Raw genomic sequence first — 24,930 nt, forward strand, 5'->3', positions numbered from 1 at the left:
GGGGAGCTTAGCTCCCGATCAGGAGATTGCGGCCTGCCCTGGCAATCCAGGAACCGGAGTTCTCGCGGGGCTCAAGACCACCGCTCTGCAGGAGCTTATAGGAATCTGCATACCACTGGCTGTCCGGATAATTGTGCCCAAGCACTGCCGCAGCAGTCTGAGCCTCCTGAACCACGCCCATCGCAAAGTAGGCCTCGACCAGACGCGCAAGCGCCTCTTCAATCTGGTTGGTATTCGGATACTGCTCAACAACGGTGCGGAAACGGGATACGGCTGCAAGATATTCCTTGCGCTCGAGATAATAGCGACCGACCTGCATTTCCTTGCCGGCCAACTGGTCGCGCGCGAAACGCATCTTAACCTGGGCATCCTCGACATATTCCGAGTTCGGATAGTTATCGACCACGCGCTGCATGGCTTCAATGGTACGAACGGAACTTCTCTGATCCTGGGTCACTGTCGGGATCTGCTTCCAGTGAGACAGCCCCACCAGATACTGGACGTAATCGGCATCTTCTGCCTCCGGATAGAGGCTCATGAACCGATTGCCTGTCGCGATCGCTTCATTGTAGCGACCGAGACGGTATTTCGTGAAGGTGCTCATGACCAACGACTTGCGCGACCAATCCGAGAAAGGATGCTGGGCATCAACGGCATCAAACTTGCGTGCCGCCTCCGACATATTGCCAGCCTTGATGTTGGCAAGACCCTGGTTGTAGAGAACCTCCGGCGGATCGGTTTCAACGCCCAGCTTGGTGATGTCGATATCAGGGTCCGTCTGGCAGGATGCAAGAACGCCCGCGAACGACATCATCAAACAAATGCTGGCAACACGCGCGGCTTTCTTCACAATATCCGACCCTACTTGATACATCCGAAAGTTCCCAATCGACGTTTCGCATTGAACGAAACATACGTTGGCGTTTCTAGCCACAAAAGCGGCATCAGGGCAACGCAGTGACGCCCATTTAACGCAAATTTATGGCAAGTCCGCCTTCACCAAAGTTTTTTACCGGTTGAACCTTCGGTTTTCCCAGGTCCATATGAAAAAGCCGCACACAAGGCGCGACTTCTCAAATTCCTTGAACTCATAAGAGGTTTCATGCGCTCCAGGGCGCGAATTCAGCCACCTGGACAGGCACGAATTCGCGGGCGCGAACCTGAAGACTGCGAACCGGCGATTCGACAACCTCGTAGCAGTCACGGCTGTCGAGGAGCGCCTTCAAGGCATTGGCATTCAACTTGTGGCCACCGCGATAAGAACGATAGCAACCGATAAACTGGGCTCCGGCCAAAGCAAGATCGCCGACCGCATCGAGTGTCTTGTGACGCACGAACTCGTCAGCGTAGCGCAGGCCTTCCACATTGATGACGGTATCGTCATCGGAAATGACGACCGAATTTTCCAGCGAAGAGCCAAGCGCAAAGCCAGCAGCCCACAGACGTTCAACGTCGCGCATGAAACCAAAGGTGCGCGCACGCGACAATTCGGTCTTGAATACATCTGCAGTCAGATCACCCGCCCACTTCTGGCGACCGATCAGAGCGCTTTCAAAATCGATTTCAACTTCGAACCGCGTCCCGTCATAGGGTCGGAACTCCGCCCAGGATGCCCCCGATTCGATGCGCACCGGCTTGGTGACGCGGATGTAACGACGCTTGGCCCCGAGATTTTTTACACCAACCTGCTCGATGGCATCAATGAAGACCTCGGAACTGCCGTCCATAATCGGCATTTCAGCGCCATCAACCTCGATGAAGAGATTGTCGAGTCCGAGCGCGTATATCGCAGCCATGACGTGTTCGATCGTCGCCACGGAATGCGCTGGCGATGTACCCAGAACCGTGCAGAGATCCGTATTGCCAACCTGAGACGACACGGCCTTGTACTCGCTCGTTGAACCGTCATCGTGCTGACGAATGAAAACGATACCGGTACCGGCCTCGGCGGGCTGCAGATTAATCGTCACCGGACGCCCGGAATGAACCCCAATACCCGTCAGCGAAATCGGTGCTGCGATGGTGGTCTGGAAACCGAGCAGAGCAATAGCCATGTGTCATGCCTTGTGTCGCAAATAGCCGCCGCGAAAAATCCGCGCGAATATCTCTTCGTTTTGTAAGATCCCCGCACATTGAAGAAATGCACCTGTGATCCTTGTCCCGACTGCATACATACGGCGGGTCCAAAGCGAATCCAAATCACTGTTTCTTTCGCTTTGTAACGGAAGTAGGCATCTGAAAAACAAGGCTTTTTCCGAGAGCTCACACATCTTCGTTACAATGAAAAACCCGGACCTGAGGCCCGGGTTCAACGACTCGACGGAAGCGATCAGTTCGATTGGCGCCGCAGGAAGGCAGGGATTTCCAGCTGGTCATCCTCGTGACCTACACGCGATGCAGGAACCTGACGACCCTGATCATCAAGATTGCCACGACGCGGTGCGTATAGGCTCGCCTCGGCAGACAGCGGGCGACGCTGCTGCGAAGCTGCAGGCGGCGCAGACGTCGTCATGTCACCAACCACGCTTTCCTCTTCGTGGTGACGACCGAGCGAATTGGTAATCCGCTTCAACAGACCCATCGGGCCGCGCTCATCCTGGCTCGGCGAAGCCGCCGTCTGGGCACGCTGGTCGATCTCCGCCCGTACGACCGGCGGGAAGTCCTCGACCTTCGGCATGCGCGGCGCGTCCATGGCCGGACGCGGGGCCACCGGCTCTGCTACCATCGGCGCGGATGCGACCGGTGCATGCATCGGAGCAGCCGGACGAGGAGCCATCGGTGCCGGAGCAACAGCGGGCTCGGCCATGCGCGGTGCAGGCGCCGGAGCCATCATCGGCTCAGCGGCAGGTGCAGCAAAGAGCTTGCTGACGGGCCGGAATTCACTTGTCGCAGGCTGCGGCGGGGCAACGGGGGCCGGACGCGTCATTGCGATTTCAAGTTCGCGTTCCATTTCGGTTTCAGCCGAACGGATGGTTTCTGCGACCGGATCCATGGTCTTGGGTGCCTGCGCCATTGCAGGCTGCACTGCGGCCGGAGCCGAAGCAACGGCCGCGGAAGAACGGACAGCAGGTCTCGCCATCGGAGCCGCGTCAAAACCCTTGTTCGCCATCGCGGCACGATCAATACCGGTCGCAACAACGGACACGCGGATGATGCCTTCCAGCGCCTCATCGAATGTGGCGCCCAGGATGATGTTCGCATCCGGATCGACTTCTTCGCGGATACGGGTCGCCGCTTCATCAACTTCGAAGAGGGTCAGATCGCGACCGCCGGTGATGGAGATCAGAAGCCCCTGAGCACCCTTCATCGACGTCTCATCAAGCAGCGGGTTGGCGATGGCTGCTTCGGCGGCCTGCATGGCGCGACCTTCGCCCGACGCTTCGCCTGTGCCCATCATCGCGCGGCCCATCTCGCGCATCACCGAGCGAACATCGGCGAAGTCGAGGTTGATGAGACCTTCCTTGACCATCAGATCGGTGATGCAGGCAACACCGGAATAGAGAACCTGGTCTGCCATCGCAAACGCGTCGGCAAAGGTGGTCCGGTCATTGGCGATGCGGAAGAGGTTCTGGTTCGGAATGACGATCAGGGTATCGACGGACTTCTGCAGTTCCTCGATTCCCTGCTCTGCAAGACGCATGCGGCGACCGCCCTCGAAGTGGAACGGCTTGGTGACGACACCAACCGTCAGGATACCCTTGTTGCGGGCAGCCTGGGCAACGACGGGAGCTGCACCGGTACCGGTACCGCCGCCCATGCCGGCAGTGACGAAGCACATATGCGTGCCATTCAGGTGATCGATGATTTCATCGATGCATTCTTCTGCCGCCGCGCGCCCGACCTCGGGCTGGGAGCCGGCACCGAGACCCTCGGTGACATTGACGCCGAGCTGGATGATCCGCTCTGCTTTCGTCATGGTCAGCGCTTGGGCGTCCGTATTGGCGACGACAAAGTCGACACCCTGCAGACCAGCGGTGATCATGTTGTTCACGGCGTTGCCGCCGCCGCCGCCGACACCGAAAACGGTGATCCGGGGCTTCAGCTCAGTGATGTCTGGCTTCTGCAGCTTGATGGTCATTGTACCAGTCCCTTCTTTATCCGGCCACTCGCCTAGCCGGGCTCGTCATTTCAACACGTTAGCCTGTCGTGAAGCTTGCAAGCTCACTCAGGCCGAATTCAAAAACTCTCTTTCAGCCACTGCCCTACCCGGGCAAATCGACTGTTGCCGCCGCTGAAGGGCGAAAACAGACCGCCCTGTCCGGCATGCGTTTCCTGGTCTGCGACTTGCGGATAGATCATCAATCCAACCGCCGTCGAAAAGGCTGGCCCCTTGGCAGCAGTCGGCAGACCCGAGACTCCCATCGGGCGGCCTATCCGCACATTGCGGGCCATGATGCGCCGCGCAGCTTCCGGCATGCCCGTCAGCTGGCTTGCGCCGCCCGTCAGCACCACGCGTTTGCCAACGACAGGCGAAAAGCCAGACTTCTGGATCCGATCCCTGAGCATCTCGAGGGTTTCCTCGATCCGCGCTGAAATAATTCGGGTGAGAAGGGCTCTCGGAACCTGAGATGGCTGATCGCGATCATCTTCGCCGATGGGCGGAACCGCGACCATATCGCGATCATCCGCACCGTTTGCGACGGCCGAACCATGAACAACCTTCAGGCGTTCTGCATCCTCGATACGGGTAGAGAGCCCGCGCGCCAGATCGGTGGTCACATGATGACCGCCAATCCCGATGGCGTCCGTATGGATCAGCTTACCTTCCGCGAAGACCGAAATGGTCGTCATTCCGCCACCCATGTCGATGGCGGCACAACCGAGCTCAACTTCGTCGTCGACAAGTGCCGCCAGGCCGCTTGCATAGGGCGTGGCAACCACGCCTTCGACGGTCAGATGGGCACGATTGATGCAGAGCTCCAGGTTACGAAGCGCTGCGCGTTCGGCAGTGACCACATGCATGTCGACGCCGAGGACGTCGCCATACATTCCAAGGGGATCGCGTATTCCACGCTCGCCGTCAAGCGAAAAGCCCGTCGGCAGAGAATGGAGGACGGCGCGGTCATTGCCTTGAGACTGCTGCCCTGCGGCCACCAGCACCTTGCGCAGATCGCCTGCTTCTGCTTCCTGCCCGCCAAGATCAATGGTTGCGGTGTAGACATCAGAGCCGACACGGCCCGCCGAAACATTGACGATCAGACTGTCGACGGTCAGGCCGGCCATGCGCTCGGCCGCGTCAACCGCGAGCCGCACCACATTTTCGACCGCGTCGAGATCAGCGATGACACCGGATTTGACGCCCTGCGACCGCTGGTGACCAATTCCGATCACTTCCACATTGTGCGTTCGCCCTGGCAATACCGCGCTTTCCTTGCGCGGGGTCAGACGCCCGATCATGCAGACGACCTTGGTCGAACCGATGTCGAGAACAGAAACGACATGAGACCGCTTCGAAGAAAGCGGCTTGATGCGCGGCAGACCGAACGAGGAGGAGTTGAAGATACTCATGTGTGCTGCCCCGTCCGCTTGAGCATCTTGCGACGCTCTTCCAGCGCAAGCTCACGCCTCTCCACCGCTTCAGGCGTTAACCGGATAGTGGTGCGATCGGGCAAGCGAAGGTCTACGGCGGCAATGTCGCGCTCAAGGAGATCCTGCTCCGCGTCGAAGCGGGCCAGAAGAGCAAGCGCAGCATCGATGTTTGCCTCCGGAAGCTTTACGATCACCCCGTTCTGCAGATGAATATCCCAGCGACGACCGGCAATTCTCACGAAGGCCTTTACGCGCGAGGCAATCGAAGGCCATCTGGCAAACTGTTCCTCGATGTCAGCGGCGGCCGTTTCAGCATCCCGACCAACAAAAAGCGGAAGATGGGCAAACTTGTTGTCACGCAGAGGCGCAATCACGCTGCCAGAGCGCTCGATAATTGAAAGTTCGGATCCATGCTGCCAGATGCCATAGGCTTCACGCTCATGGAGCACCACCTCCACCGTCGCAGGATAAATCTTGCGAACATCAACTGAGGCTACCCACGGCAGTTCGGCAATCGCCTTACGGGCCTCGGCGATATCGAGGCTCAGAACACTGGTACTGCCATCGAGGCCCAGAAGCTGCAGGATATCGATTTCTGAAGTGTGGCGATTGCCGGAGACCCTCACATCCTCGACGGCAAATCCCGCCGTCGATGTGATGGTTTGCATCACGACGGGACCATGCCCGCCAGCCACCGTCCCGTGAAGTGCAACGACAGTGTAGAAACCGGCCAGAGAGAGCTTTCCGGCATGGCGGGGAATGGCAACGCGGCCCGAGCACAGGCTGACGATGAAGCGGACAATCCGACGCAAGGGACGCGGCAGGACGACAGCGTCGCCACCGAGGGACAAGCCCGCCACGCCCCGATCTTTGTCAGCCAATCTGTTTCCGCTCAACGCAAACAAGAGGCATCCTCCACCATCCAACGCACCAGCTCGCCAAAGCTCATGCCAACATGAGCTGCCATTTCCGGCACCAGAGAGGTTGGGGTCATGCCTGGCTGGGTATTCACCTCCAGCCAAATCAAGTCGCCATCTTCGGAGAGACGATCGTCATAGCGGAAGTCGGATCGACTCACTCCGCGGCACCCGATTGCCTCATGGGCCTTCAGCGCCAATGATTGTATTCTTTGGTAAATTTTCGGTGAAATTTCAGCAGGAAGGACATGCAGAGACCCGCCCGCAACATATTTGGAATCATAGTCATAGAAGCTGTGACCCTGCGGCACGATTTCCGTCACGCCGAGAACCTGATCGCCCATGACACCGCAGGTCAGTTCGCGACCACCGACATAACGCTCGACCATGACGGTATCTCCGTAGCGCCAGTCCGAGGACACGAGAGACTGAGGGGGATGAGCCATGTCTTCACGGACAATGACGACCCCGAAGCTGGAACCCTCGCGCACCGGCTTCACGACATAGGGCGGCGCAATGGGATGCTCCTGACCAATCTCAAACCGGCTCATCACCCGCGCCTCGGCAACCGGCACACCAGCTGCAGACGCAACGATCTTTGCCTGCGCCTTGTCCATGGCAAGCGCTGACGCCAGCACGCCAGAATGCGTATAAGGGATCTGCAGATATTCGAGGACACCCTGGACAGTGCCATCCTCTCCAAACGGGCCATGAAGGGCGTTGAAGGCAACGTCAGGACGCAGCTCGCCAAGGACCTTGGCCACGTCGCGCCCCACATCGACACGCGTTACCCGGTAGCCCACGCCCTCAAGCGCCTCGGCACAAGCATTGCCACTCGAAAGGCTGACCGGGCGCTCCGACGATAATCCCCCCATCAGAACAGCGACGTGCTTGCCACTCATAAACGCCTCTTGAAATCCAGAACCATGATTTCAGCAGGATGCAACTGGCACGCCTGCCCTTATGGGGCAGTAGAACAACATTAAGGTTAATGAAGTGTTTACTTTCGTTAACCGACACACAAAACGGGCAAATGGGAGATCTAACTCAAAACACGAAAGTTAGAACGTAAGCATCTGTAATATCGAAATTTTAGGCTAGGAAGCAGAGCGCTTTCTCGTGGAAGTTTCCGCAACGGCCAAATCAGAAAGGCCGACGCTCATCCGCTTGGCCACCTGAATTAGGGAGTTTGCACAAACGATTCGGTCGCGCCCCTCTGCCTTGGCAAGGTAAAGCGCACGATCAGCGGCAGCGAAGATTTCGGCAAAGCCGATTTCCGCAGGTGCAGTGACGGCACCACAGGAGATCGTCACCTGAAGCCGTCTGTCAGCGACATCGATAGGCAGTACGCGCACATCCGCGACTATTTGCTCGGCCAGGGACAACAGCTCCCCCTGTGCAGGAGCAACAATCAAGGCGGCAAACTCTTCGCCACCGATCCGAGCGCAGAGCGCCTTGCTCCCGCATCGACGCGTGATGGTGGCAGCGACGGCTGCGATCACGTCGTCACCCGCCTGATGCCCGTGGCTATCATTGATAACCTTGAAGCGATCGATGTCGAAGAGCAGCATACCGACCTCCCCCCGCGCCCGATCGAAGGATTCAAGGAAAGCGCGCCGATTGCTGAGCCCAGACAGCATGTCAGTCCGGCTCAAGCGCTCAAATTCCCGGCGAGAAACACCAAGGTCATAGACGGCAAGTCCGACAACGGCATAGGCGACGAAGCCGACGACCAGTGAGACCGGCGGCGTGAGAACGGTCGCCATCACCAGACCAGGACCGAGCTCATAGGGCAACAGATCAAATGCGTAGAGGACCAGATGCGAAATCAGGTTCAGCGAATAGGCAAACATGGCAATGCGCGCCGCCATGCCGAAGGATCGATAAAAGACGGCTTGCCGGGACGCGAACTCGCCCAACGTCAGCTGGGAAATCAACCAGTTCTTTATAAAGCCAACCATAAGCCCCTCGGATGCCATTGGGAGGCTACAACAGAGGGACTAAATATTTCTGAATTTGACTGGTTTAACTCGAAAGATCACCCATGAATGGCTTCACTTCACGGCCGGGCATGAAGATGCCAAGACGCTTGATCTCCCATTCGAGCTTGACACCCGATGTGTCGAAGACCCGCTGACGCACGGTTTCGCCCAGATATTCGAGATCATAGCCCGTCGCATGGCCAACATTGATCATGAAGTTGCAATGCAGCGACGACATCTGGGCACCACCGATCATCAGACCTCTGCAGCCCGCCTCGTCGATCAACTCCCAGGCCGAGTGGCCTTCGGGGTTCTTGAACGTTGAACCACCGGTCTTCTCCTTGACCGGCTGAACCGTCTCGCGGTGATGGCGTACGGCATCCATATCCGCGCGGATCTTGGCCTTCTCTTCCGGATAGCCTTCAAAAACGGCACTGGTGAAGATGAGCCCTTCGGGCGCTGCCGAATGACGATAGCTGTAGCGCATATCGGCCTTGCTGAGAACGTGCAGATTACCCCTGCGGTCGACGGCTTCCACCTCGACCAGGCGCATCGCCGTCTCACCACCGTTGGCACCGGCATTCATGCGGACTGCCCCACCGATCGAACCAGGAATGCCATAGTAGAAGTGGAAGCCACCAATGTTATGGTCCATCGCCATTGCAGCGATATGCTTGTCGGGGCAAATCGCACCGGCGCGGATCCGATTTTCGCCGGCAAGCTCGACCTGACCAAAACCCTTCGCAGACAGGCGGATCACGACGCCGGGGATGCCACCATCTCGAACCAACAGGTTGGAACCGACACCGACAACGGTCACCGGCACATGCCCCGGCAGCAATTTGAGAAAGCTGACGAGATCATCCGTGTCATGCGGCTGGAACATCAATTCGGCAAGACCGCCCGCCTGAAACCAGGTGACCCGATCCATCGGTGCGTCCGGCGTCAAGCGCCCCTTCAGTTCATTGACACCCGGCCCGAGGGAAGCCAGCAGCTTTTCGCCATCAACCTGTTTCATTCACGACTTTCCCGAAATTGCATCCAGTTCCGCAGGCAACACGGCGGCCCATTGGGTGATGTTGCCAGCCCCCAAGAGGACCACGAAATCACCCGGTTGCGCAATGCCTGCGACCTGCCCGGCGAGTTCGCCGGGCGATGAAAGATAGCGCGCATCGCGATGCCCGCCAGATTTGATCCGCGAAACAAGTGTTTGCGAATCGATTCCAGTCACCGGATCTTCGCCCGCCGCATAGACTGGGGCGATGAAGATTGTGTCGGCATCGTTGAAGCAGTTGGAGAAATCATCGAAAAGGCTTGAGAGCCGTGAGTAACGGTGCGGCTGGTGAACCGCAATGATTCGGCCAGAGCAGGCCTCCCGCGCCGCCTTCAGCACGGCCTTGATCTCGACGGGATGATGCCCGTAATCATCAAAGACCTGGACACCATTTGACGATCCCGTCAGCGTAAATCTGCGTTTGACACCGCTAAAGGACGAGAGCCCTTGGCGGATCGCCTCTTCCGGGATGTCGAGTCGGTTGGCGACCGCAATCGCCGCGCAGGCATTCGAGATATTGTGCCGTCCCGGCATCGGCAGGACGAGATCCTTGAAGACGAAGTTGCGCCCCGTACGTCTGCGGCGGATCTCCACATCGAAGATCGAGCGAGTGCCATCCAGCCGAACATTTGAAAAGCGCACGTCCGCCTGCGGGTTCTCGCCATAGGTAATGACCTTGCGATCTTCGATCTTGCTGACCAGCGCCTGTACTTCCGGATGGTCGAGGCACATGACGCCGAACCCGTAGAACGGCACGTTTTCGACAAACTGGCGGAAAGCTGCCCGAGCATTGTCGAAGGTCCCGTAATGGTCAAGATGCTCAGGGTCGATATTTGTGACGACAGCGACATCCGCTGGAAGCTTGAGGAAGGTGCCGTCTGATTCGTCGGCCTCGACGACCATCCACTCGCCCTCGCCCATTCGAGCATTGGTGCCATAGGCATTGATGATGCCGCCGTTGATGACCGTCGGATCCCTTTGCCCGGCTTCCAGCAGCGAGGCGACCATTGAGGTAGTTGTCGTCTTGCCATGGGTGCCGCCGATAGCAATCGCATTGCGGAAACGCATCAATTCCGCCAGCATCTCGGCACGCCGAACAATCGGCAGCAGCTTTTCGCGGGCTGCGACAAGCTCCGGATTGTCCTTCTTGATGGCGGTGGAAACAACGATGACTTCTGCATCCCCGATGTTTTCAGCGCGATGGCCGACAAAGACCTCAATGCCCTTGTCCCTCAAGCGCTGAACATTGGCGCCGTCAGCCTGATCGGAACCTTGAACCTTGTGGCCCAGGTTATGCAAGACCTCGGCAATCCCGCTCATTCCGATGCCGCCGATCCCGATAAAATGGACCAGCCCAATCGACTTCGGCATTTTCATCTTTGCATTCCCTTCAGATCAGTCAGGCCCCTTCCAGCCGCAATAGCCTCAACAACGTCGGCGAGCAAGTCGGCAGCATTGGGCCTGCCTGCCGTCCGGGCATCTCGCGCCATGGTCGCCAGCCGCTCCGGATCATCCATCGCTTCGGTCAGCAGATCGGCAATCGCTCGCGCGGACAATTGGGCCTGCTGGATGACCTGCGCTCCGCCAGTCGCCGCAAGAGCCTCGGCATTGGCCGCCTGGTCATGATCCAGGGCATGGGGATAGGGAATGAGAATTGCTGGTCGTCCAATCACTGCCAGTTCAGATACGGTGGACGCACCGGAGCGCGAGATGATCAGGTGTCCGTCAGCAATCCGTTCGGCCATATCGGTGAAGAACGGAGAAATCTCCGCTGCCACACCAAGCTGCCGATAGGCCTCGGTTACCGCAGCCTGATCCTCGGGCCTCGCCTGTTGCGTAATGGCGAGCCGCGCACGCAGCGAAGGTTGCAGCAGGCCAACCGCCTCGGGAAGCGCCTTGGAAAAGAACTGCGCGCCCTGGCTCCCGCCGAAAACCACGAGGCGGAAAGGCTCGCCTGCTCGTGATGGCTGATAGGCACGTTCGGCAGCGGCGATGACAGCGGGGCGTACGGGATTTCCGGTCACCACAATCTTGAGTGCATGTTCGCCCGATGGCGAGAGGAACCCACCGGCAATGGCCCGGACCCTTGACGCGAGCGCCCGATTGGCACGTCCCATGACTGCATTTTGCTCATGCAAAGCCGTCGGCACATTGAGCGCCGCAGCCGCCATCAGCGGCGGAACGGTCGGGTAACCACCAAAACCGATGACCGCCTGAGGCTTCAACTGCCTGATCAGACGCTTGGACTGCTGGTAACCACGCCAAAGGCTCAGCATAGCCTTGGCGATCGCAACGGGATTGCGCGAACCGATCGTGGCCGAGGCGACTGTGTGAATGGCATCGGCAGGAAACGAAGCAGCATAACGCTCGGCCCGCGCATCCGTCACCAGATGGACGGAAAAACCACGCGCTTTGAGCGTATGTGCCAATGCTTCTGCTGGAAAAAGATGGCCGCCGGTACCCCCGGCGGCAAGAAGGATGAGACCTTTGGACATAGTCTACTCCGCAGGAACGCCATGTATGCTGCGGAAAAGCCGCCGCTCTTGCGCTCTCTTTTCGGGGCGATGACGCGTCAGCGCCAGGATGAAGCCCGCTGTGATACAAACCGCCACCATCGATGAACCACCGTAAGAAATCAACGGCAGCGTCATGCCTTTGGCCGGCAGCAGCTCAAGGTTCACGCCGATATTGATCATCGACTGGATGCCGAGCAGCAAGACGAGGCCGGCAACGGCAAAACGGTTGAAATCATTGCGCTCCTTGAAAGCGTGGCTGAGACCGCGCAAGACCAGGAAGGCGAAAATCGCAACGATGAGCATGCAGAAGATGATGCCGAATTCCTCTGCCGCGACGGAAAAGATGAAATCCGTATGGCTGTCCGGAATGATCCGCTTGACGATTCCCTCACCCGGACCCTGACCGAACCAGTCGCCGCGTATGATCGCCTCGCGCGCCGTATCGACTTGGAACGTATCACCCTCACCCGTCAGAAAGCGATCGAGGCGACCGGCAACATGCGGCAGCGTCACATAGGCCCCGAAGAGCCCGGCAACCGCCAATCCACCGAGCAGGATGATCCAGAGCCAGGGCATGCCCGCCATGAAGAACATGCCGCCCCAGACAGCCGCAACGAGAATTGTCTGCCCAAGGTCGGGCTGGGCAATCAAGAGCGCCGCGACGATCGCAAAGAGCAGAACCGAAAACAGATTGCCGGGAATCTCGGGCTGGCGCGCATGCTCGGCAAAAAGCCAGGCGCAGATAACCACGAAGGCAGGCTTCATGAACTCGGACGGCTGGATCGATATCCCGGCAAGCGAAATCCAGCGGCGCGCGCCCTTGATCTCGACCCCGAAGAACAGAGCCGCAACCATCAGAAGCAGTGAACCAGCAAGGATCACCATTGCCGCACGCCGGATCTGCCGCGGAGACAGGAAGGACAAGCCGATCATGACCCCGATTGCCGGGATCATGAACATCGCGTGCCGTTTCACGAAGTGGAAGCTGTCGAGCCCCAATCGCTCGGCAACCGCCGGCGACGCAGCAAAGGACAGCATGAAGCCGATCCCCATCAAGAGCAGGAAAATCAGGATGAAAAGACGGTCAATCGTCCAGAACCACTCGGCAAACGGGCCCCTTTCAACGCGACTCACCATATCACTTGCCTCCTGTCGGCACGTCGACCAGCATTGTTATTCCTGAAAGCGCCGCGACATTCGCCACGAAGGCATCGCCACGAACTTCAAAATTCCTATACTGGTCGAAGCTTGCGCAAGCCGGGGATAAAAGCACGGTTGAAGGCAGCGGATCAGCCGCCGCATCTTTCGCAGCGTGCTCAAGAGCGTGGGTTAGCGTGCCCGAGATTTCATATGCGACGGCATCGCCAAGCGTCGCCGCAAATACCGATGCCGCCTCCCCGATGAGATAGGCCTTTGCAACATTGGGAAAGAGCGGCTCAAGGCTCGCAATGCCGCCTTCCTTGGGCAGGCCGCCCAGGATCCAGTAAATCCGGTCATAGCTTGAAAGTGCCGGTGCCGCCGCATCGGCATTGGTAGCCTTGCTGTCATTGACGAAGGTGACATGCCCACGCCGACCGACCGGCTGCATCCGGTGCTTGAGCCCCGGGAAACTGGCGAGCCCAGCTCGAACCTCCTCAACGGAAACGCCGACAGCCATGCAGGCTGCAATCGCCGCAGCTGCATTCTGGGCGTTATGGCTGCCCCGGAGCGTCTGACTACCCGCAAGATCCACGATCTCACGCGTTGCTCCGTTGCTCGCCTCAATAATCCGGCTGCCCTCGGCATAGAGCCCGTGAACCAGTGGCTGGCGCTTCGATACACGGGTTACCGGCGAACCGGCACGCTCGATACGATCCGCGATCCGCTCACAATAGCTGTCATCGACGCCGACAACGGCTCTACCGCTTCCGGCCACAAGCCGCTCCTTGACGTCGGCATAGTGCTGCATCGTGCCGTGCCGGTCGAGATGATCGGGGGTGAGATTGAGCAGGATGCCGGCGGTGGGATCAAGTGTTGGTGCCAGATCGATCTGATAGGACGAGCACTCGACGACAAAGAAACGCCCGGATTTCGGCGGATCGAGCGTCAGAACCGCCCGCCCGATATTGCCACCAAGCTGCGTGTCTCGACCGCTTACGCCAAGAATATGCGCAATGAGAGCCGTCGTGGTCGATTTCCCGTTCGTGCCTGTAATCGCAATAAAGGGGCAATCCGGCGCATGGGCGCGCCGCTCGCGCACAAAAATCTCGACGTCACCGATGATCTCGACGCCCTCGGCCCTCGCGAGGCCAACAGACCAATGCGGTTTCGGATGGGTGAGCGGCACACCTGGCGACAGGACGAAACTGTGAACGGCACGCCAATCGATATAGCGAAGATCCTCTGTGTGGATGCCTTCACCGCCTGCTTTTGCAATACTGTCCGGATTGTCGTCCCAGGCAACCACATCCGCGCCACCGGCCATAAGCGACCTGGCGGTCGCCAACCCCGAACCGCCAAGGCCGAAGAGAGCGACACGCTTGCCTTTGAATGTGGACGCCGGGATCATCCAAACCTCACCGCAGCTTCAGGGTGGAAAGACCAAGCATGGCAAGGCCGACCGCGATGATCCAGAAGCGGATTACCACCTGGCTTTCCGTCCATCCCAGTTTTTCGAAATGATGGTGGATGGGCGCCATCAGGAACACGCGCTTGCCGGTCAGCTTGAAATAGCCAACCTGGATGATCACAGAAAGCGTCTCCATCACGAAGAGACCGCCGATGATGATCATGACGATCTCATGCTTGGTTGCGACCGCAATCGATCCGATGAGGCCGCCAAGCGCCAGCGATCCCGTATCTCCCATGAAGATTGCCGCCGGCGGCGCATTGAACCAGAGGAAGCCAAGCCCGGCTCCAATGACGGCGCCGAGGATAACGGCCAGTTCGCCCGTTCCAGGTACGAAATTGATCTGCAGGTAATTCGAGAAGACGGCGTTGCCGGTCAGGTAGGCAATCACCCCGAAGGAGGCGGCGGCAATCATCACCGGAACAATCGCAAGGCCGTCCAGACCGTCGGTCAGGTTGACCGCATTGCCGGCACCAACAATGACGAAAGCCCCGAATATGACAAAGAAGATGCCAAGATCGATCAGGAAATCCTTGAAAAAGGGAAAGGCAATCGAGGAACCGAAGGTCGAACCCTGTGGACCGGAACTGAGCGCCGTCGTCATCATGAAATAGACAGCGACACCGGCAATCAGAAACTCGATCCCCAGTCTGGCCTTGCCGGAAAAGCCCTTGTCCGTCTGTTTCGTGACTTTGAGATAGTCATCGTAGAAGCCGATCGCACCGAAACCGAGCGTCACGAGCAGGGTGGCAACGACATAGACACTCGATAGATCAGCCCACAACAGGGAAGAGACGACGATACCGGCGAGGATCATCAGTCCGCCCATGGTGGGGGTGCCGGCTTTCTTGAAATGTGTCTGCGGTCCGTCAGCGCGGATCGGCTGCCCCTTGCCTTGGCGCACGCGCAGCGAATTGATCATCATCGGCCCAAACAGGAATACGACGAGCGCCGATGTAAAAAGCGCGGCCCCTGTTCGAAAAGTAATGTAGCGGAAGAGGTTGAAGAATTGAAAGTTGTCAGCCAGTTCCACAAGCCAGATTAGCATCGGAGCCCTTTCCAAAAGCCCATTAGATTCGGCGCTCCGTGTCGGGCAACACCGGATACTTGTCAAGCAGCGCAGAAACGATCCTGCTGAAACCAATGCCGTTTGACGATTTGATCATCACTATGTCCCCAGCCTTTACGGCGGAAACGGCAAACTCCGCCAATTGCTGGGCATCCGGGCGGTATTCCACCTGCACCGTGTCCGGCAAGGCATCCCGCAGGGCGACCATTTCCGGCCCGGCGAGCCAGATATGCTCTATGCCGGCGGCCAGCAACGGACCGGCAAGCTCGGCATGCACATCTTCCGCGAACGTACCCATTTCGAGCATGTCGCCCAGAACGGCGATCCGCCGGCCCTCCCCCTGCGGCTGGGCAGCGGCCAGAACGGCGATTGCGGCCCGCATGGAGGCCGGATTGGCATTATAGCTTTCATCAATGACGGTCAGAACGCCACGCCCGATGGAAAGCTTGTGGCGAACACCACGGCCCTTCACGGCAACCGGCTGGGCAAGAGCGGCAATCGCCCCATCAAGATCGGCACCGACAAGTGTGGCAACCGCCAGCACGGCAAGTGCGTTCTCGGCAATGTGGCGACCGGGAGAACCAATCGTCACTTCGCGCGTCTCCCCGCCAAAGCTCACCCAGATCGTTGAGCTTTCTGCGGCTCCGTCGAATTCCGCCAACTGGAACTCCGCTTTGGCGTGCTGACCAAAAGTATGGATGTTCTCTATGCCGAGATTTGCGGCGGCCTGATCGAGGATTGGGAAATAGGGATTGTCACGGTTGAGGACGACATCCCCACCAGTGACCAATCCTTCGAGAATCTCGGCCTTGGCCTGGGCAATCTCGTCGACACTTGCGAAATTGCCAAGGTGGGCCGGTGCAATCGTGGTAATCAGTGCGACATCGGGCCGGACCATCCGCGACAAGGGGCCGAGTTCGCCGGAATGGTTCATACCAAGTTCGAAAACACCGAAACGCGTGTCGATCGGCATGCGGGCCAGTGTCAGTGGTACACCCCAGTGATTGTTGAAGGAAGCAACCGAGGCATGGACCTTGCCCGACGGTTCAAGCGCAACCCGCAGCATCTCCTTGGTCGTGGTCTTGCCCACCGAGCCTGTCACGGCGATGACTGTTGCAGATGTCCGTTCCCTCGCCGCCATACCAAGCTTTTCAAGCGCAACCAGAACATCCTCGACAACGATCATCGGCACGGTCAGTCGACCAAGGGCCGGCAATTTCGCTTCGCTGACGACGAGAAGCGCTGCACCATTCGCCATGGCGATGCTTGCATAGTCGTGCCCATCCACACGGTCACCTTTGATGGCAAAAAAAGCTTCACCTGGTGAAATGGTCCGGCTGTCGATCGAGATTCCCGTAATGCCCTCCGGCAGTGTCCCGAAAGGCCGCCCTGCCATGGCGGTTACCATGTCCTGTGCCGTCCAAAGAAACTTCAATGCTCAAACTCCTCAAGGGCTTTGCGCAGCTCCGCATGGTCGGAGAAAGGCAGTGTCTCCGTCCCGACCGTCTGGCCTTCTTCATGGCCTTTTCCAGCAACGATCAGTGTGTCGCCGGATGAAAGCATGGCAACGGCTGCGCGGATCGCCTGCGAACGATCGCCGATCTCGATCCCCTTGGGCGTCGCCGCCATGATTTCGGAGCGGATTGTCGCCGGAACCTCGGAGCGCGGATTGTCGTCGGTCACGATCACAATATCGGCGAGCCGCGAGGCGATCTCACCCATGATCGGCCTCTTGCCCTTGTCGCGGTCACCGCCGCAGCCGAAGACGACGATTACCCTGCCGGTCGTGAACGGGCGAACCGACGTCAGCACGTTTTCCAACGCGTCAGGTTTGTGAGCGTAATCGACATAGGCGAGTGCGCCTGCCTTGTTCTGCCCGACAAGCTCAAGGCGACCGGAGGCCCCCACCAGCTTTTCAAGGGCTTTCATCGCCGTCTTCGCCGGGACACCCGTGGACATCGCCAATCCGGCAGCAACCAGCGCATTGGCAATCTGGAAGTCGCCAGCCAATGGAATATGGACTTCGAAAATCTCATCGCCGAAGTGGATCTCGGCCACCTGCTTGTGCCGGGAGTGCTCGACCCGTTTGAGGGAGAGATAGTCACCCTGACGTCCGACGGTCCGAACTTCATGTCCCGCCGCTCTGGCCGCAGCAATGGCTCGCGCCGACCATGTGTCATCTGAAAACACGACCGCCGGTGCACCCGCCGGGAGCAGCGTATCGAAAAGCCGCATTTTGGCGGCCATGTAATCTTCGACCGTGGGGTGATAATCCATGTGATCGCGACCGAGATTGGTGAACCCCGCCGCTGCAAGTTTCACACCGTCAAGGCGGCTTTGGTCGAGACCGTGGCTGGAAGCCTCCATGGCGGCATGTGTGACACCTTCAGCGGCGAGCTCCGCCAACAGCCCGTGGAGTGCAACCGGATCCGGCGTGGTGAGCGAACCATAGTCGTTTCGTCCCGGCGCAATCACACCAGTCGTGCCAATCTGGGCTGCCGCGTGACCGGCATAGGCCCAAATCTGCCGCGTGAAAGACGCGACAGACGTCTTTCCGGCGGTGCCGGTCACCGCCACCATTGTCTCCGGCTGGCGGCCAGCCATCCTGGCTGCGGCAAGCGCGAGAAAACGTCTCGGATTGTCGACTACGACCACCGGCACATCTGCGGACACTGCATGCTGGCTGACAACCGCAACGGCCCCCTTCGACACAGCATCGGCAACGAAGGCGGCACCATCAGCCCTCGAACCCGGCAAGGCGAAAAACAGACATCCCGGTGTCACCGTCCGGCTGTCGGCCGAAAGCGTCGTTACATCCAATCGCGCGGTTTCAGCAGACAGGCAATCCTTGAACTCGTCCGCCGCCAGTGTCCCCAATAACATCGTGGTATTCCAATCATTCCGGGCGATCGCATTCGAATCGCCATGCCATTAGATTAGCTCAATAGGATACGAGCAATGCAGACCCGTCCTCTCCGAATTTCGGTTCTACACCCAGAATTGCGGCACTTCTGCGAATGATGTTCCCAACAATCGGAGCGGCTGTCAGACCCGCTGTCCGACCGCCGCCTTCACCGGTTTGTGGAGCGTCGATGAAGCTCATCACCAGATACTGCGGATTATCGATCGGAAAGGCGGCGAGGTACGAGTTGAAGTTCTGGTCGTCGGAGTAACGTCCATTGACCACTTTTTCCGCCGTGCCGGTCTTTCCGCCAACATTGAAGCCGGGAACCAGAGCATGCCGACCGGAACCGCTCTGACCATTGAGTTCGAACAGATACTTGATGTTCTCGCTCGTCTCGGGCCGAACGACGACCTTGGCAATCTCATTCGCCGTTTCCTCGTCGCGCGGGAGAAATGTCGGATTGATCAACTTGCCGCCGTTAACCAGCGCAGCAGCAGAAACGGCAGTCTGAAGCGGCGTGGTGGAAACACCATGTCCGAAGGAAATCGTGATTGAATTGATCTGCTTCCACTCACGCGGCTGGGAAGGCGCCTTAACCTCGGGCAATTCGGTCTCAAGCCGCGTCAACAACCCCATGCGGGTCAGGAATTCGCGATGGCCAGTAATCCCGACGGCCTCGGCCATACGAGCCGTGCCGATGTTGGAAGAATACTGGAAGATTTCCGGCACCGTCAGAACCCGGTTCTTACCACGGAAGTCACGGATCGTGAACCCGCCAATGCGGATCGGATAGCGCGCATCAAAACTGTCCGTCATTCTGACCTTGCCCGAATCGAGGGCCATCGCGGTCGTGAACGTCTTGAATGTGGACCCCATTTCGAAGGTGCCGTTCGTCATTCGGTTCATCCAGCCCTCTTCCGCCCCTTCCTGTGGACGATTTGGGTCGAAATCGGGAATGGATGACATGGCAATGACTTCACCCGTATGGACGTCCAGCACCACGGCTCCGGCAGCAATTGCTTTGTAATTAGTCACGGCATGGACCAAAGCGTCACGCAGGATGTTCTGGACACGGATATCGATGGACAACCTGACCGGCTCAAGCGGCACATTACTGGTCATGCCGAGAGCCCGGAGGTCCGCCATGCCCTGATTGTCGATATAGCGCTCCATGCCGGCCATGCCGCGATTGTCGACATTGACGTAGCCAACCACGTGGGACGCGGTGGCACCACCCGGATAAAAACGTCGCTTCTCCGGCCTGAAGCCTACGCCGGGAATTCCAAGGGCGAGGATCTGGCTCTGTTGCTTGGGCGTGAGCTGGCGGCGCAGCCACTGGAAACGGGAGTCGGATGTAAGCTTCCGATAGGTATCGCGGATATCAATATCCGTCAGAACGGTCGCAAGCTTCTCGACGGCTTCGTCAGGATCGACAATCTTGTGCGGCTCGGCAAAGAGGGAGACCGTCCTGATGTCGGTTGCCAGCACTTCACCATTACGATCCAGAATATCCGGCCGCGAGGCCATGAGGCGGTCAGCAGGCATGATGCTGGAAACCGTTTCTGGCTGCGCCTGACCATATTGTACCAGACGCCCGCCAATCACGGCATAAGCCACGACGAAACTGAAAATGATCAGGCCGACGCGGTTGCGGGCCATCTCGGTCTTGCGCTTGGCCGTACCCTTGAAGGTGGGCCCCTCGGTAGTCACAGAGGCGCGCCCCACATCTGCGGAGAAATGCGCCTGGCTCTTCAAGAGCATGATGCGGGACAGAAAGGACATTAGCGCTCCACAGATCCCGTTGTGATCAGGTCGCGGACCGGATCTTGTGCGATCTGGTCCGCCGGTACTTCCGGCACCGGCAACTCATCTCTTCGCATGGGCAGTTCGACCGGCAGAGCCAGTTGCTCGGGCGCCGTAGGCTGAAGCTTCAACTCCTCGGAGTAGACATTGACAAGTCTGTCCAGCCGGTTCGGCTGCGTCAGCAGCGCCAGGTCCGCCTTCAGCAGATCGATCGTGTCCTTTTCCATGCGGATCTCGGCTTCAAGCCGACGCACTTCCGCAGCCTTGTTATCGGTCAGATGCTTGATCTTGTAGGTAACAGTCGCGGCGGCAGCCATGACACCAATGATCACGATATCGAAGGGCCTCAACATGGTTCAGACTCCGATTTTTTCAAGGCTTGCCAGATCGGGCAGGTCAAAGATCGACATGTCAGCAGCTTCCGGGGGCGCAGCAGTGCGCATCCCAGCCCGAAGCTTCGCCGAGCGGGCACGCGGGTTGAGTTCCGCCTCCTCGTCTGAGGCGGACACCATCCCCTTGCCGATGGGTTCAAACGTGGCTGGACGCACCTGCACCATGGGCAGATGACGGGAGCCGGACGCCTTGCCGGATCGCTCGGAGAAGAACTTCTTGACGATCCGATCCTCAAGCGAATGGAAGGTGACGACGACGAGACGGCCACCCGGCTTCAGCGAACGTTCAGCGGCAAACAGCGCTTCGGCAAGTTCGCCGAGTTCGTTGTTCACAAAAATCCGAAGAGCCTGAAACACCCGTGTGGCAGGGTGGATCTTGTCCTTTGCCTTGCGCGGATTGACCGTCTCGATGAGGTTCGCCAGGTCACGCGTTGTCGAAAACGGCTCGCTTGCACGCCGCTTGTCAATGGCGCGCGCGATCCGACCCGCATGCTTTTCCTCACCCAGAAAGCCAAAGATGCGAATGAGGTCCGCCACTTTCGCGCGGTTAACGACATCCGCAGCCGAAACGCCGGATGCCGACATGCGCATGTCCAGCGGCCCGCTTCTCTGGAAGGAAAAGCCGCGCTCGGCCTCGTCGATCTGCATGGAGGAAACGCCGATATCGAGGACCACGCCATCAAGACCGCCTTCGGGCGCGAACTCATCAAGTCTGGAGAAACGTGTGTGATGAAGCGTCAAACGCCCTTGGTGCTGATCGACCATGGCTTGACCAGCCGCAATCGCGGTCGGATCACGATCGAGCGCCACGACGTCCGAACCGCAGGCAAGGATCGCAGACGTATATCCGCCTGCACCGAAGGTACCATCCAGGATGACGCTTCCCTCTGTCGGCTGCAGCACCGCCAGAACCTCTGGAAGAAGAACCGGAATGTGGCGAACCGGTCCGCCATTGGCATCAGTTGAACCTCCGCCAGGATTCGCCACCATTCCGTTCCCTCGCTCTAACCGGTGCGCAGACCCCGCAGCCTGACCACCTCTCTTGCCTTCGCCTGCGCCTCGTGAAACGCCTGCGGCAGCCATAACTGAAAATGGTCCGATCGACCGACGAAACACACGTCCGCAGAGATCCCCGTGAACTCCCGGATGAAATCCGTCACCATCAATCGTCCCTCGGCATCGAGCCGCGTGAAAACGCCGCCACCGTGCAAGAGCAGCGACATCTCGTTCGCCTCCAGCGAAAAGGGATCCGCCGCCGCCACCTTCTGCTCGTATCGCTCCAGCAAATCGGGGCCGCCGATATTGATTGCCGGATAGACAAAATCCTGGAGACAATAAAGCTCCTGGATCCCGCGCTGCGCGAGAACGGCACGGAAGGACGCCGGCACGGAAACCCGCCCCTTCGCATCGATCCTGTTGGTCGCGTTGGACAGGAAGCGGTTCATTGCAATCGACCGCCCCTCCTCGTGGATAGGGGCTGTAAATCCGCCCCCTGAAACGCATGGACACACCAGCTGCCGACTGATTGACAAACAGGCCGAAGCCGGGGTGCGAAAGACCCTGTCCAGACCTTGTTTTCGGGACTGTGTTTAGCCCCGCGACAGCATGCTTATGGGATACCATGGGACAATATGGGCGTCAATGGGAACGGCTTCTTCACATCCCTTGCGAGATTCAAATATTGATAGTGGGTTAAGCTTAACGAATGGTTATAGACGCTTGATTTCCGGAGACTTTTGCCCGCCCGCCAGATGCACCGACCGCAGACAGAAAATGAGATTTTTCTTATATTTTTCAAATAGATGATATTTTTCTGCCCCGCACACAGAACCGATGACGAACGAAGAAAGAGATTTGCCAGTTGGCCTGTAAGCCGGGTTCTGTATGGCTCCGGTTGCCCGGAACGTGGCAGCCATTCATCTGGGGCAGCGTTTGCACGCTACCTCGCGCAACCCACCCGGATGACTGGCCCGGAAACAGGCTGTAGCAACGCTCGCGCGCCACCCGCGTCATCCCTATTCGGTCTTGCTCCCGGTGGGGTTTACCGTGCCGTCCCTGTTACCAGCGACGCGGTGGGCTCTTACCCCACCCTTTCACCCTGACCTCGCATGCGAGGCGGTTTGCTTTCTGTGGCACTTTCCCTGAGGTCGCCCTCGCCGGACGTTATCCGGCACCGTGTTTCCGTGGAGCCCGGACTTTCCTCACCCTACCACCTTTCGGCATTGGTAAAGCGCGGCTGCCCGGCCAACTGGCAAGGGGTCCTTAAACGAGTGATACATGGAAAGCCAACGAAAATATCAAAGGAATGGAGAGTTTAGCGGCAATGCATGACTCAGTTCATGAAGCCCGGACGGAACACATCGCCATAAGCCTCATCCACAATCCGCCCATGCAGCATCAGCTCGGCTCCGAGCCGACCAATCTCATCGGAACTTTTGGCAGCCGCACCACATCCGCCGGTCAGCACGGCCACGCGCTCACTCGCGAAACCGATGGCGGGGTAGTTCCCAGGCGTGAAGGAAGTCACGCAGGGTGCCATGCTGACAGGCGCATTCGAAAGCGACGGGACCAGTTGCGCAACGATTCGGACCAGATGATCCCGTGTCGATGTGCGACCGCCACTTCGAAACCATGCGCGCATATCAACGTCGCGCGTCAGTGGCAGATCGTCGGGGTCGCCGCCAATCTTGAGATAGGTTTTTCCATCCGGATAGCGGACCGGCGGTAGAAGATAGATGTGATCACGCGGGTTATCCGGCTGGTGTATCAGGCTCGGCATATTCTGGTATTGGCTCAGCTCCCCCTCGGAAACCTCGAAGAAAGCGACAGTCCGCGCATAAACCTTCAGATCAACGGATCGCGGCAAGAGATTCTCTGAAATGGAGAATCCGCCAGCCGCAACCAGCACTTTGTCGGTACGATACTGCTTGCCGCCGCCAGTCTCGACAAGGACTGCCCCGTCCCCCTCGCGCACGGCTGTGACAGTATCGCGGATGATTGCCGCACCGGCACGCTCTGCCAAGCGCGATTGAGCCTCGACCAACCGTCTTGGATTGACATAACCGGCATGGCGCGCCTCATGGACACCCTCACACCCCCGTCCGAAATGGAAATAGGAAAACCTCTCGGCCAGCTCCGTGTCGCCGAGCAGCTCAATGTCTACATCAAGGCGGCTCGCAGCGGATACGACGTTTTCAATGTATGGATCGCGTCCGCCCCGTTTCGGCCCAACGATCAGGCAGCCGACTTCGCGATAGAAGGACAGACCGCTTGCCGCCTCCATCTCCCGATACCGGGCAATCGAGCGATTGGCCAGAAGCGCCCAAACAGGCGAACTATCAATTGTACGAGTGATGCGGGCTTCATCGTAATGGCTGGCAAAGACACCCTGATGATCGCCCCAGGGACCTGTGGGTTCATCTGGTCCAATCACCGCGACCCCGTCGGTATTCAGAGCGAGATGGCGCGCTGCCGCGGCACCCATCATGCCCCGCCCCACCACGATGATCTTGTACCGCTTTGCCATTGATGTCCCCGTGCTTCACGATGCCAACTTGGATAGCATGGCGGACAGAGCTGTAAAGTCCGGGCCTGCGACGCCTCCCCGCCGCAGCCGGACCGCCTGGGCTCACTTGCCAAGCATGGCAACGACCTTGCCGCAATAACGCTTGGAGATCGGGTTCATCCGCTTGGCGCCGTGACCGGCATTGTAACGGAGAATGGTGCCGCAGGTGTCACCGCCACCAAGCTGGTGCGCCGTGGCCAGATATTTCATTCCGTAGCGGATATTGGTTTCGGGGTCATAAAGCCCTTTGGTCGACCCCTTGTAACCGATGGACCGGGCGGTCGCTGGCTTGATCTGCATGAGGCCGATTTCGCCAGCCGCACCACGGGCCTTGGCGTTAAAGTTGCTTTCAATCCGTACAACCGCATGCGCAAGATCCGCAGGCACGCCATAGGCCTTTGCATATTTGGAGATCAGCTTGCTGTAGGGGTTCTTTGCCAGATCAGCCGGAACAGGAAAACCGGCGTCGCGGGTGATTGTTTTGAGCGGCACTTTCGTCCTGGTCTTTTCCTCGGCAGCGAATGCCGTCTGGGCGTGAGTCAACAGAAGGGCAATGCATGCCGCAGCAGCAACAAGGCGTCGTGTCATTG

Annotated in this window: 21 protein-coding genes and 1 other RNA gene; all 22 read right to left on the reverse strand. The window is 58.8% G+C overall.

Annotated features, from left to right (window positions below):
- Nucleotides 1-7: 7 nt before the first annotated feature.
- The gene (locus tag FE840_RS15515) at nucleotides 8-874 is read right to left on the reverse strand and encodes an outer membrane protein assembly factor BamD (RefSeq protein WP_138286385.1); all 867 of its coding nucleotides are present in this window, start codon (nucleotides 872-874) and stop codon (nucleotides 8-10) included.
- 226 nt (nucleotides 875-1,100) lie between these two features.
- Complete coding sequence (gene lpxC, locus FE840_RS15520; protein ID WP_138286386.1) at nucleotides 1,101-2,054, reverse strand: UDP-3-O-acyl-N-acetylglucosamine deacetylase; 954 nt, start codon at nucleotides 2,052-2,054, stop codon at nucleotides 1,101-1,103.
- Between the two features lie 275 nt (nucleotides 2,055-2,329).
- Nucleotides 2,330-4,078, reverse strand: coding sequence for a cell division protein FtsZ (gene ftsZ, locus FE840_RS15525; RefSeq protein WP_138286387.1), 1,749 nt, complete (start codon nucleotides 4,076-4,078; stop codon nucleotides 2,330-2,332).
- 98 nt (nucleotides 4,079-4,176) lie between these two features.
- Nucleotides 4,177-5,508, reverse strand: coding sequence for a cell division protein FtsA (gene ftsA, locus FE840_RS15530; protein ID WP_138286388.1), 1,332 nt, complete (start codon nucleotides 5,506-5,508; stop codon nucleotides 4,177-4,179).
- Nucleotides 5,505-6,410 carry a cell division protein FtsQ/DivIB gene (locus FE840_RS15535; RefSeq protein ID WP_246318791.1) on the reverse strand — a complete coding sequence of 302 codons (906 nt, stop codon included), beginning with the start codon at nucleotides 6,408-6,410 and terminating at the stop codon, nucleotides 5,505-5,507. Before FE840_RS15535 ends, ftsA begins: the two co-directional genes overlap by 4 nt.
- A gap of 11 nt (nucleotides 6,411-6,421) precedes the next feature.
- The gene (locus FE840_RS15540) at nucleotides 6,422-7,348 is read right to left on the reverse strand and encodes a D-alanine--D-alanine ligase (protein WP_138286390.1); all 927 of its coding nucleotides are present in this window, start codon (nucleotides 7,346-7,348) and stop codon (nucleotides 6,422-6,424) included.
- A gap of 195 nt (nucleotides 7,349-7,543) precedes the next feature.
- The gene (locus tag FE840_RS15545) at nucleotides 7,544-8,407 is read right to left on the reverse strand and encodes a GGDEF domain-containing protein (protein ID WP_138286746.1); all 864 of its coding nucleotides are present in this window, start codon (nucleotides 8,405-8,407) and stop codon (nucleotides 7,544-7,546) included.
- Between the two features lie 64 nt (nucleotides 8,408-8,471).
- Nucleotides 8,472-9,446, reverse strand: coding sequence for a UDP-N-acetylmuramate dehydrogenase (gene murB / locus FE840_RS15550; RefSeq protein WP_138286391.1), 975 nt, complete (start codon nucleotides 9,444-9,446; stop codon nucleotides 8,472-8,474).
- Nucleotides 9,447-10,859, reverse strand: a complete 1,413-nt coding sequence (gene murC / locus FE840_RS15555; RefSeq protein ID WP_138286392.1) for a UDP-N-acetylmuramate--L-alanine ligase — start codon at nucleotides 10,857-10,859, stop codon at nucleotides 9,447-9,449. It abuts the gene before it with no gap.
- Nucleotides 10,856-11,977 (reverse strand): undecaprenyldiphospho-muramoylpentapeptide beta-N-acetylglucosaminyltransferase, encoded by a 1,122-nt coding sequence (murG, locus tag FE840_RS15560; RefSeq protein WP_138286393.1) that lies wholly within the window; start codon nucleotides 11,975-11,977, stop codon nucleotides 10,856-10,858. The genes murC and murG overlap by 4 nt, the downstream gene beginning before the upstream one ends.
- Before the next feature lie 3 nt (nucleotides 11,978-11,980).
- Nucleotides 11,981-13,135 carry a putative lipid II flippase FtsW gene (ftsW, locus tag FE840_RS15565; protein ID WP_138286394.1) on the reverse strand — a complete coding sequence of 385 codons (1,155 nt, stop codon included), beginning with the start codon at nucleotides 13,133-13,135 and terminating at the stop codon, nucleotides 11,981-11,983.
- Nucleotide 13,136: 1 nt separating this feature from the next.
- Nucleotides 13,137-14,546 (reverse strand): UDP-N-acetylmuramoyl-L-alanine--D-glutamate ligase, encoded by a 1,410-nt coding sequence (gene murD, locus FE840_RS15570; RefSeq protein ID WP_138286395.1) that lies wholly within the window; start codon nucleotides 14,544-14,546, stop codon nucleotides 13,137-13,139.
- Between the two features lie 7 nt (nucleotides 14,547-14,553).
- On the reverse strand, nucleotides 14,554-15,654 hold the full coding sequence (mraY, locus tag FE840_RS15575) for a phospho-N-acetylmuramoyl-pentapeptide-transferase (RefSeq protein WP_138286396.1): 1,101 nt from the start codon (nucleotides 15,652-15,654) through the stop codon (nucleotides 14,554-14,556).
- 22 nt (nucleotides 15,655-15,676) lie between these two features.
- Complete coding sequence (locus tag FE840_RS15580) at nucleotides 15,677-17,110, reverse strand: UDP-N-acetylmuramoylalanyl-D-glutamyl-2,6-diaminopimelate--D-alanyl-D-alanine ligase (RefSeq protein WP_138286397.1); 1,434 nt, start codon at nucleotides 17,108-17,110, stop codon at nucleotides 15,677-15,679.
- Nucleotides 17,107-18,558, reverse strand: coding sequence for a UDP-N-acetylmuramoyl-L-alanyl-D-glutamate--2,6-diaminopimelate ligase (locus FE840_RS15585; protein WP_138286398.1), 1,452 nt, complete (start codon nucleotides 18,556-18,558; stop codon nucleotides 17,107-17,109). Before FE840_RS15585 ends, FE840_RS15580 begins: the two co-directional genes overlap by 4 nt.
- A 58-nt stretch (nucleotides 18,559-18,616) precedes the next feature.
- Nucleotides 18,617-20,362 (reverse strand): peptidoglycan D,D-transpeptidase FtsI family protein, encoded by a 1,746-nt coding sequence (locus FE840_RS15590; protein WP_138286399.1) that lies wholly within the window; start codon nucleotides 20,360-20,362, stop codon nucleotides 18,617-18,619.
- The gene (ftsL, locus tag FE840_RS15595; protein WP_138286400.1) at nucleotides 20,362-20,736 is read right to left on the reverse strand and encodes a cell division protein FtsL; all 375 of its coding nucleotides are present in this window, start codon (nucleotides 20,734-20,736) and stop codon (nucleotides 20,362-20,364) included. Before ftsL ends, FE840_RS15590 begins: the two co-directional genes overlap by 1 nt.
- Nucleotides 20,737-20,739: 3 nt before the next feature.
- The gene (gene rsmH, locus FE840_RS15600) at nucleotides 20,740-21,765 is read right to left on the reverse strand and encodes a 16S rRNA (cytosine(1402)-N(4))-methyltransferase RsmH (RefSeq protein ID WP_138286401.1); all 1,026 of its coding nucleotides are present in this window, start codon (nucleotides 21,763-21,765) and stop codon (nucleotides 20,740-20,742) included.
- 14 nt (nucleotides 21,766-21,779) lie between these two features.
- The gene (gene mraZ / locus FE840_RS15605) at nucleotides 21,780-22,220 is read right to left on the reverse strand and encodes a division/cell wall cluster transcriptional repressor MraZ (protein WP_138286402.1); all 441 of its coding nucleotides are present in this window, start codon (nucleotides 22,218-22,220) and stop codon (nucleotides 21,780-21,782) included.
- Between the two features lie 408 nt (nucleotides 22,221-22,628).
- Nucleotides 22,629-23,027, reverse strand: an RNA gene (rnpB, locus tag FE840_RS15610) — RNase P RNA component class A.
- A gap of 80 nt (nucleotides 23,028-23,107) precedes the next feature.
- Complete coding sequence (locus tag FE840_RS15615) at nucleotides 23,108-24,301, reverse strand: NAD(P)/FAD-dependent oxidoreductase (protein ID WP_138286403.1); 1,194 nt, start codon at nucleotides 24,299-24,301, stop codon at nucleotides 23,108-23,110.
- Between the two features lie 102 nt (nucleotides 24,302-24,403).
- The gene (locus FE840_RS15620) at nucleotides 24,404-24,928 is read right to left on the reverse strand and encodes a lytic transglycosylase domain-containing protein (RefSeq protein WP_138286404.1); all 525 of its coding nucleotides are present in this window, start codon (nucleotides 24,926-24,928) and stop codon (nucleotides 24,404-24,406) included.
- Nucleotides 24,929-24,930: the final 2 nt, after the last annotated feature.

Source organism: Peteryoungia desertarenae (assembly GCF_005860795.2).
GTDB lineage: Bacteria > Pseudomonadota > Alphaproteobacteria > Rhizobiales > Rhizobiaceae > Allorhizobium > Allorhizobium desertarenae.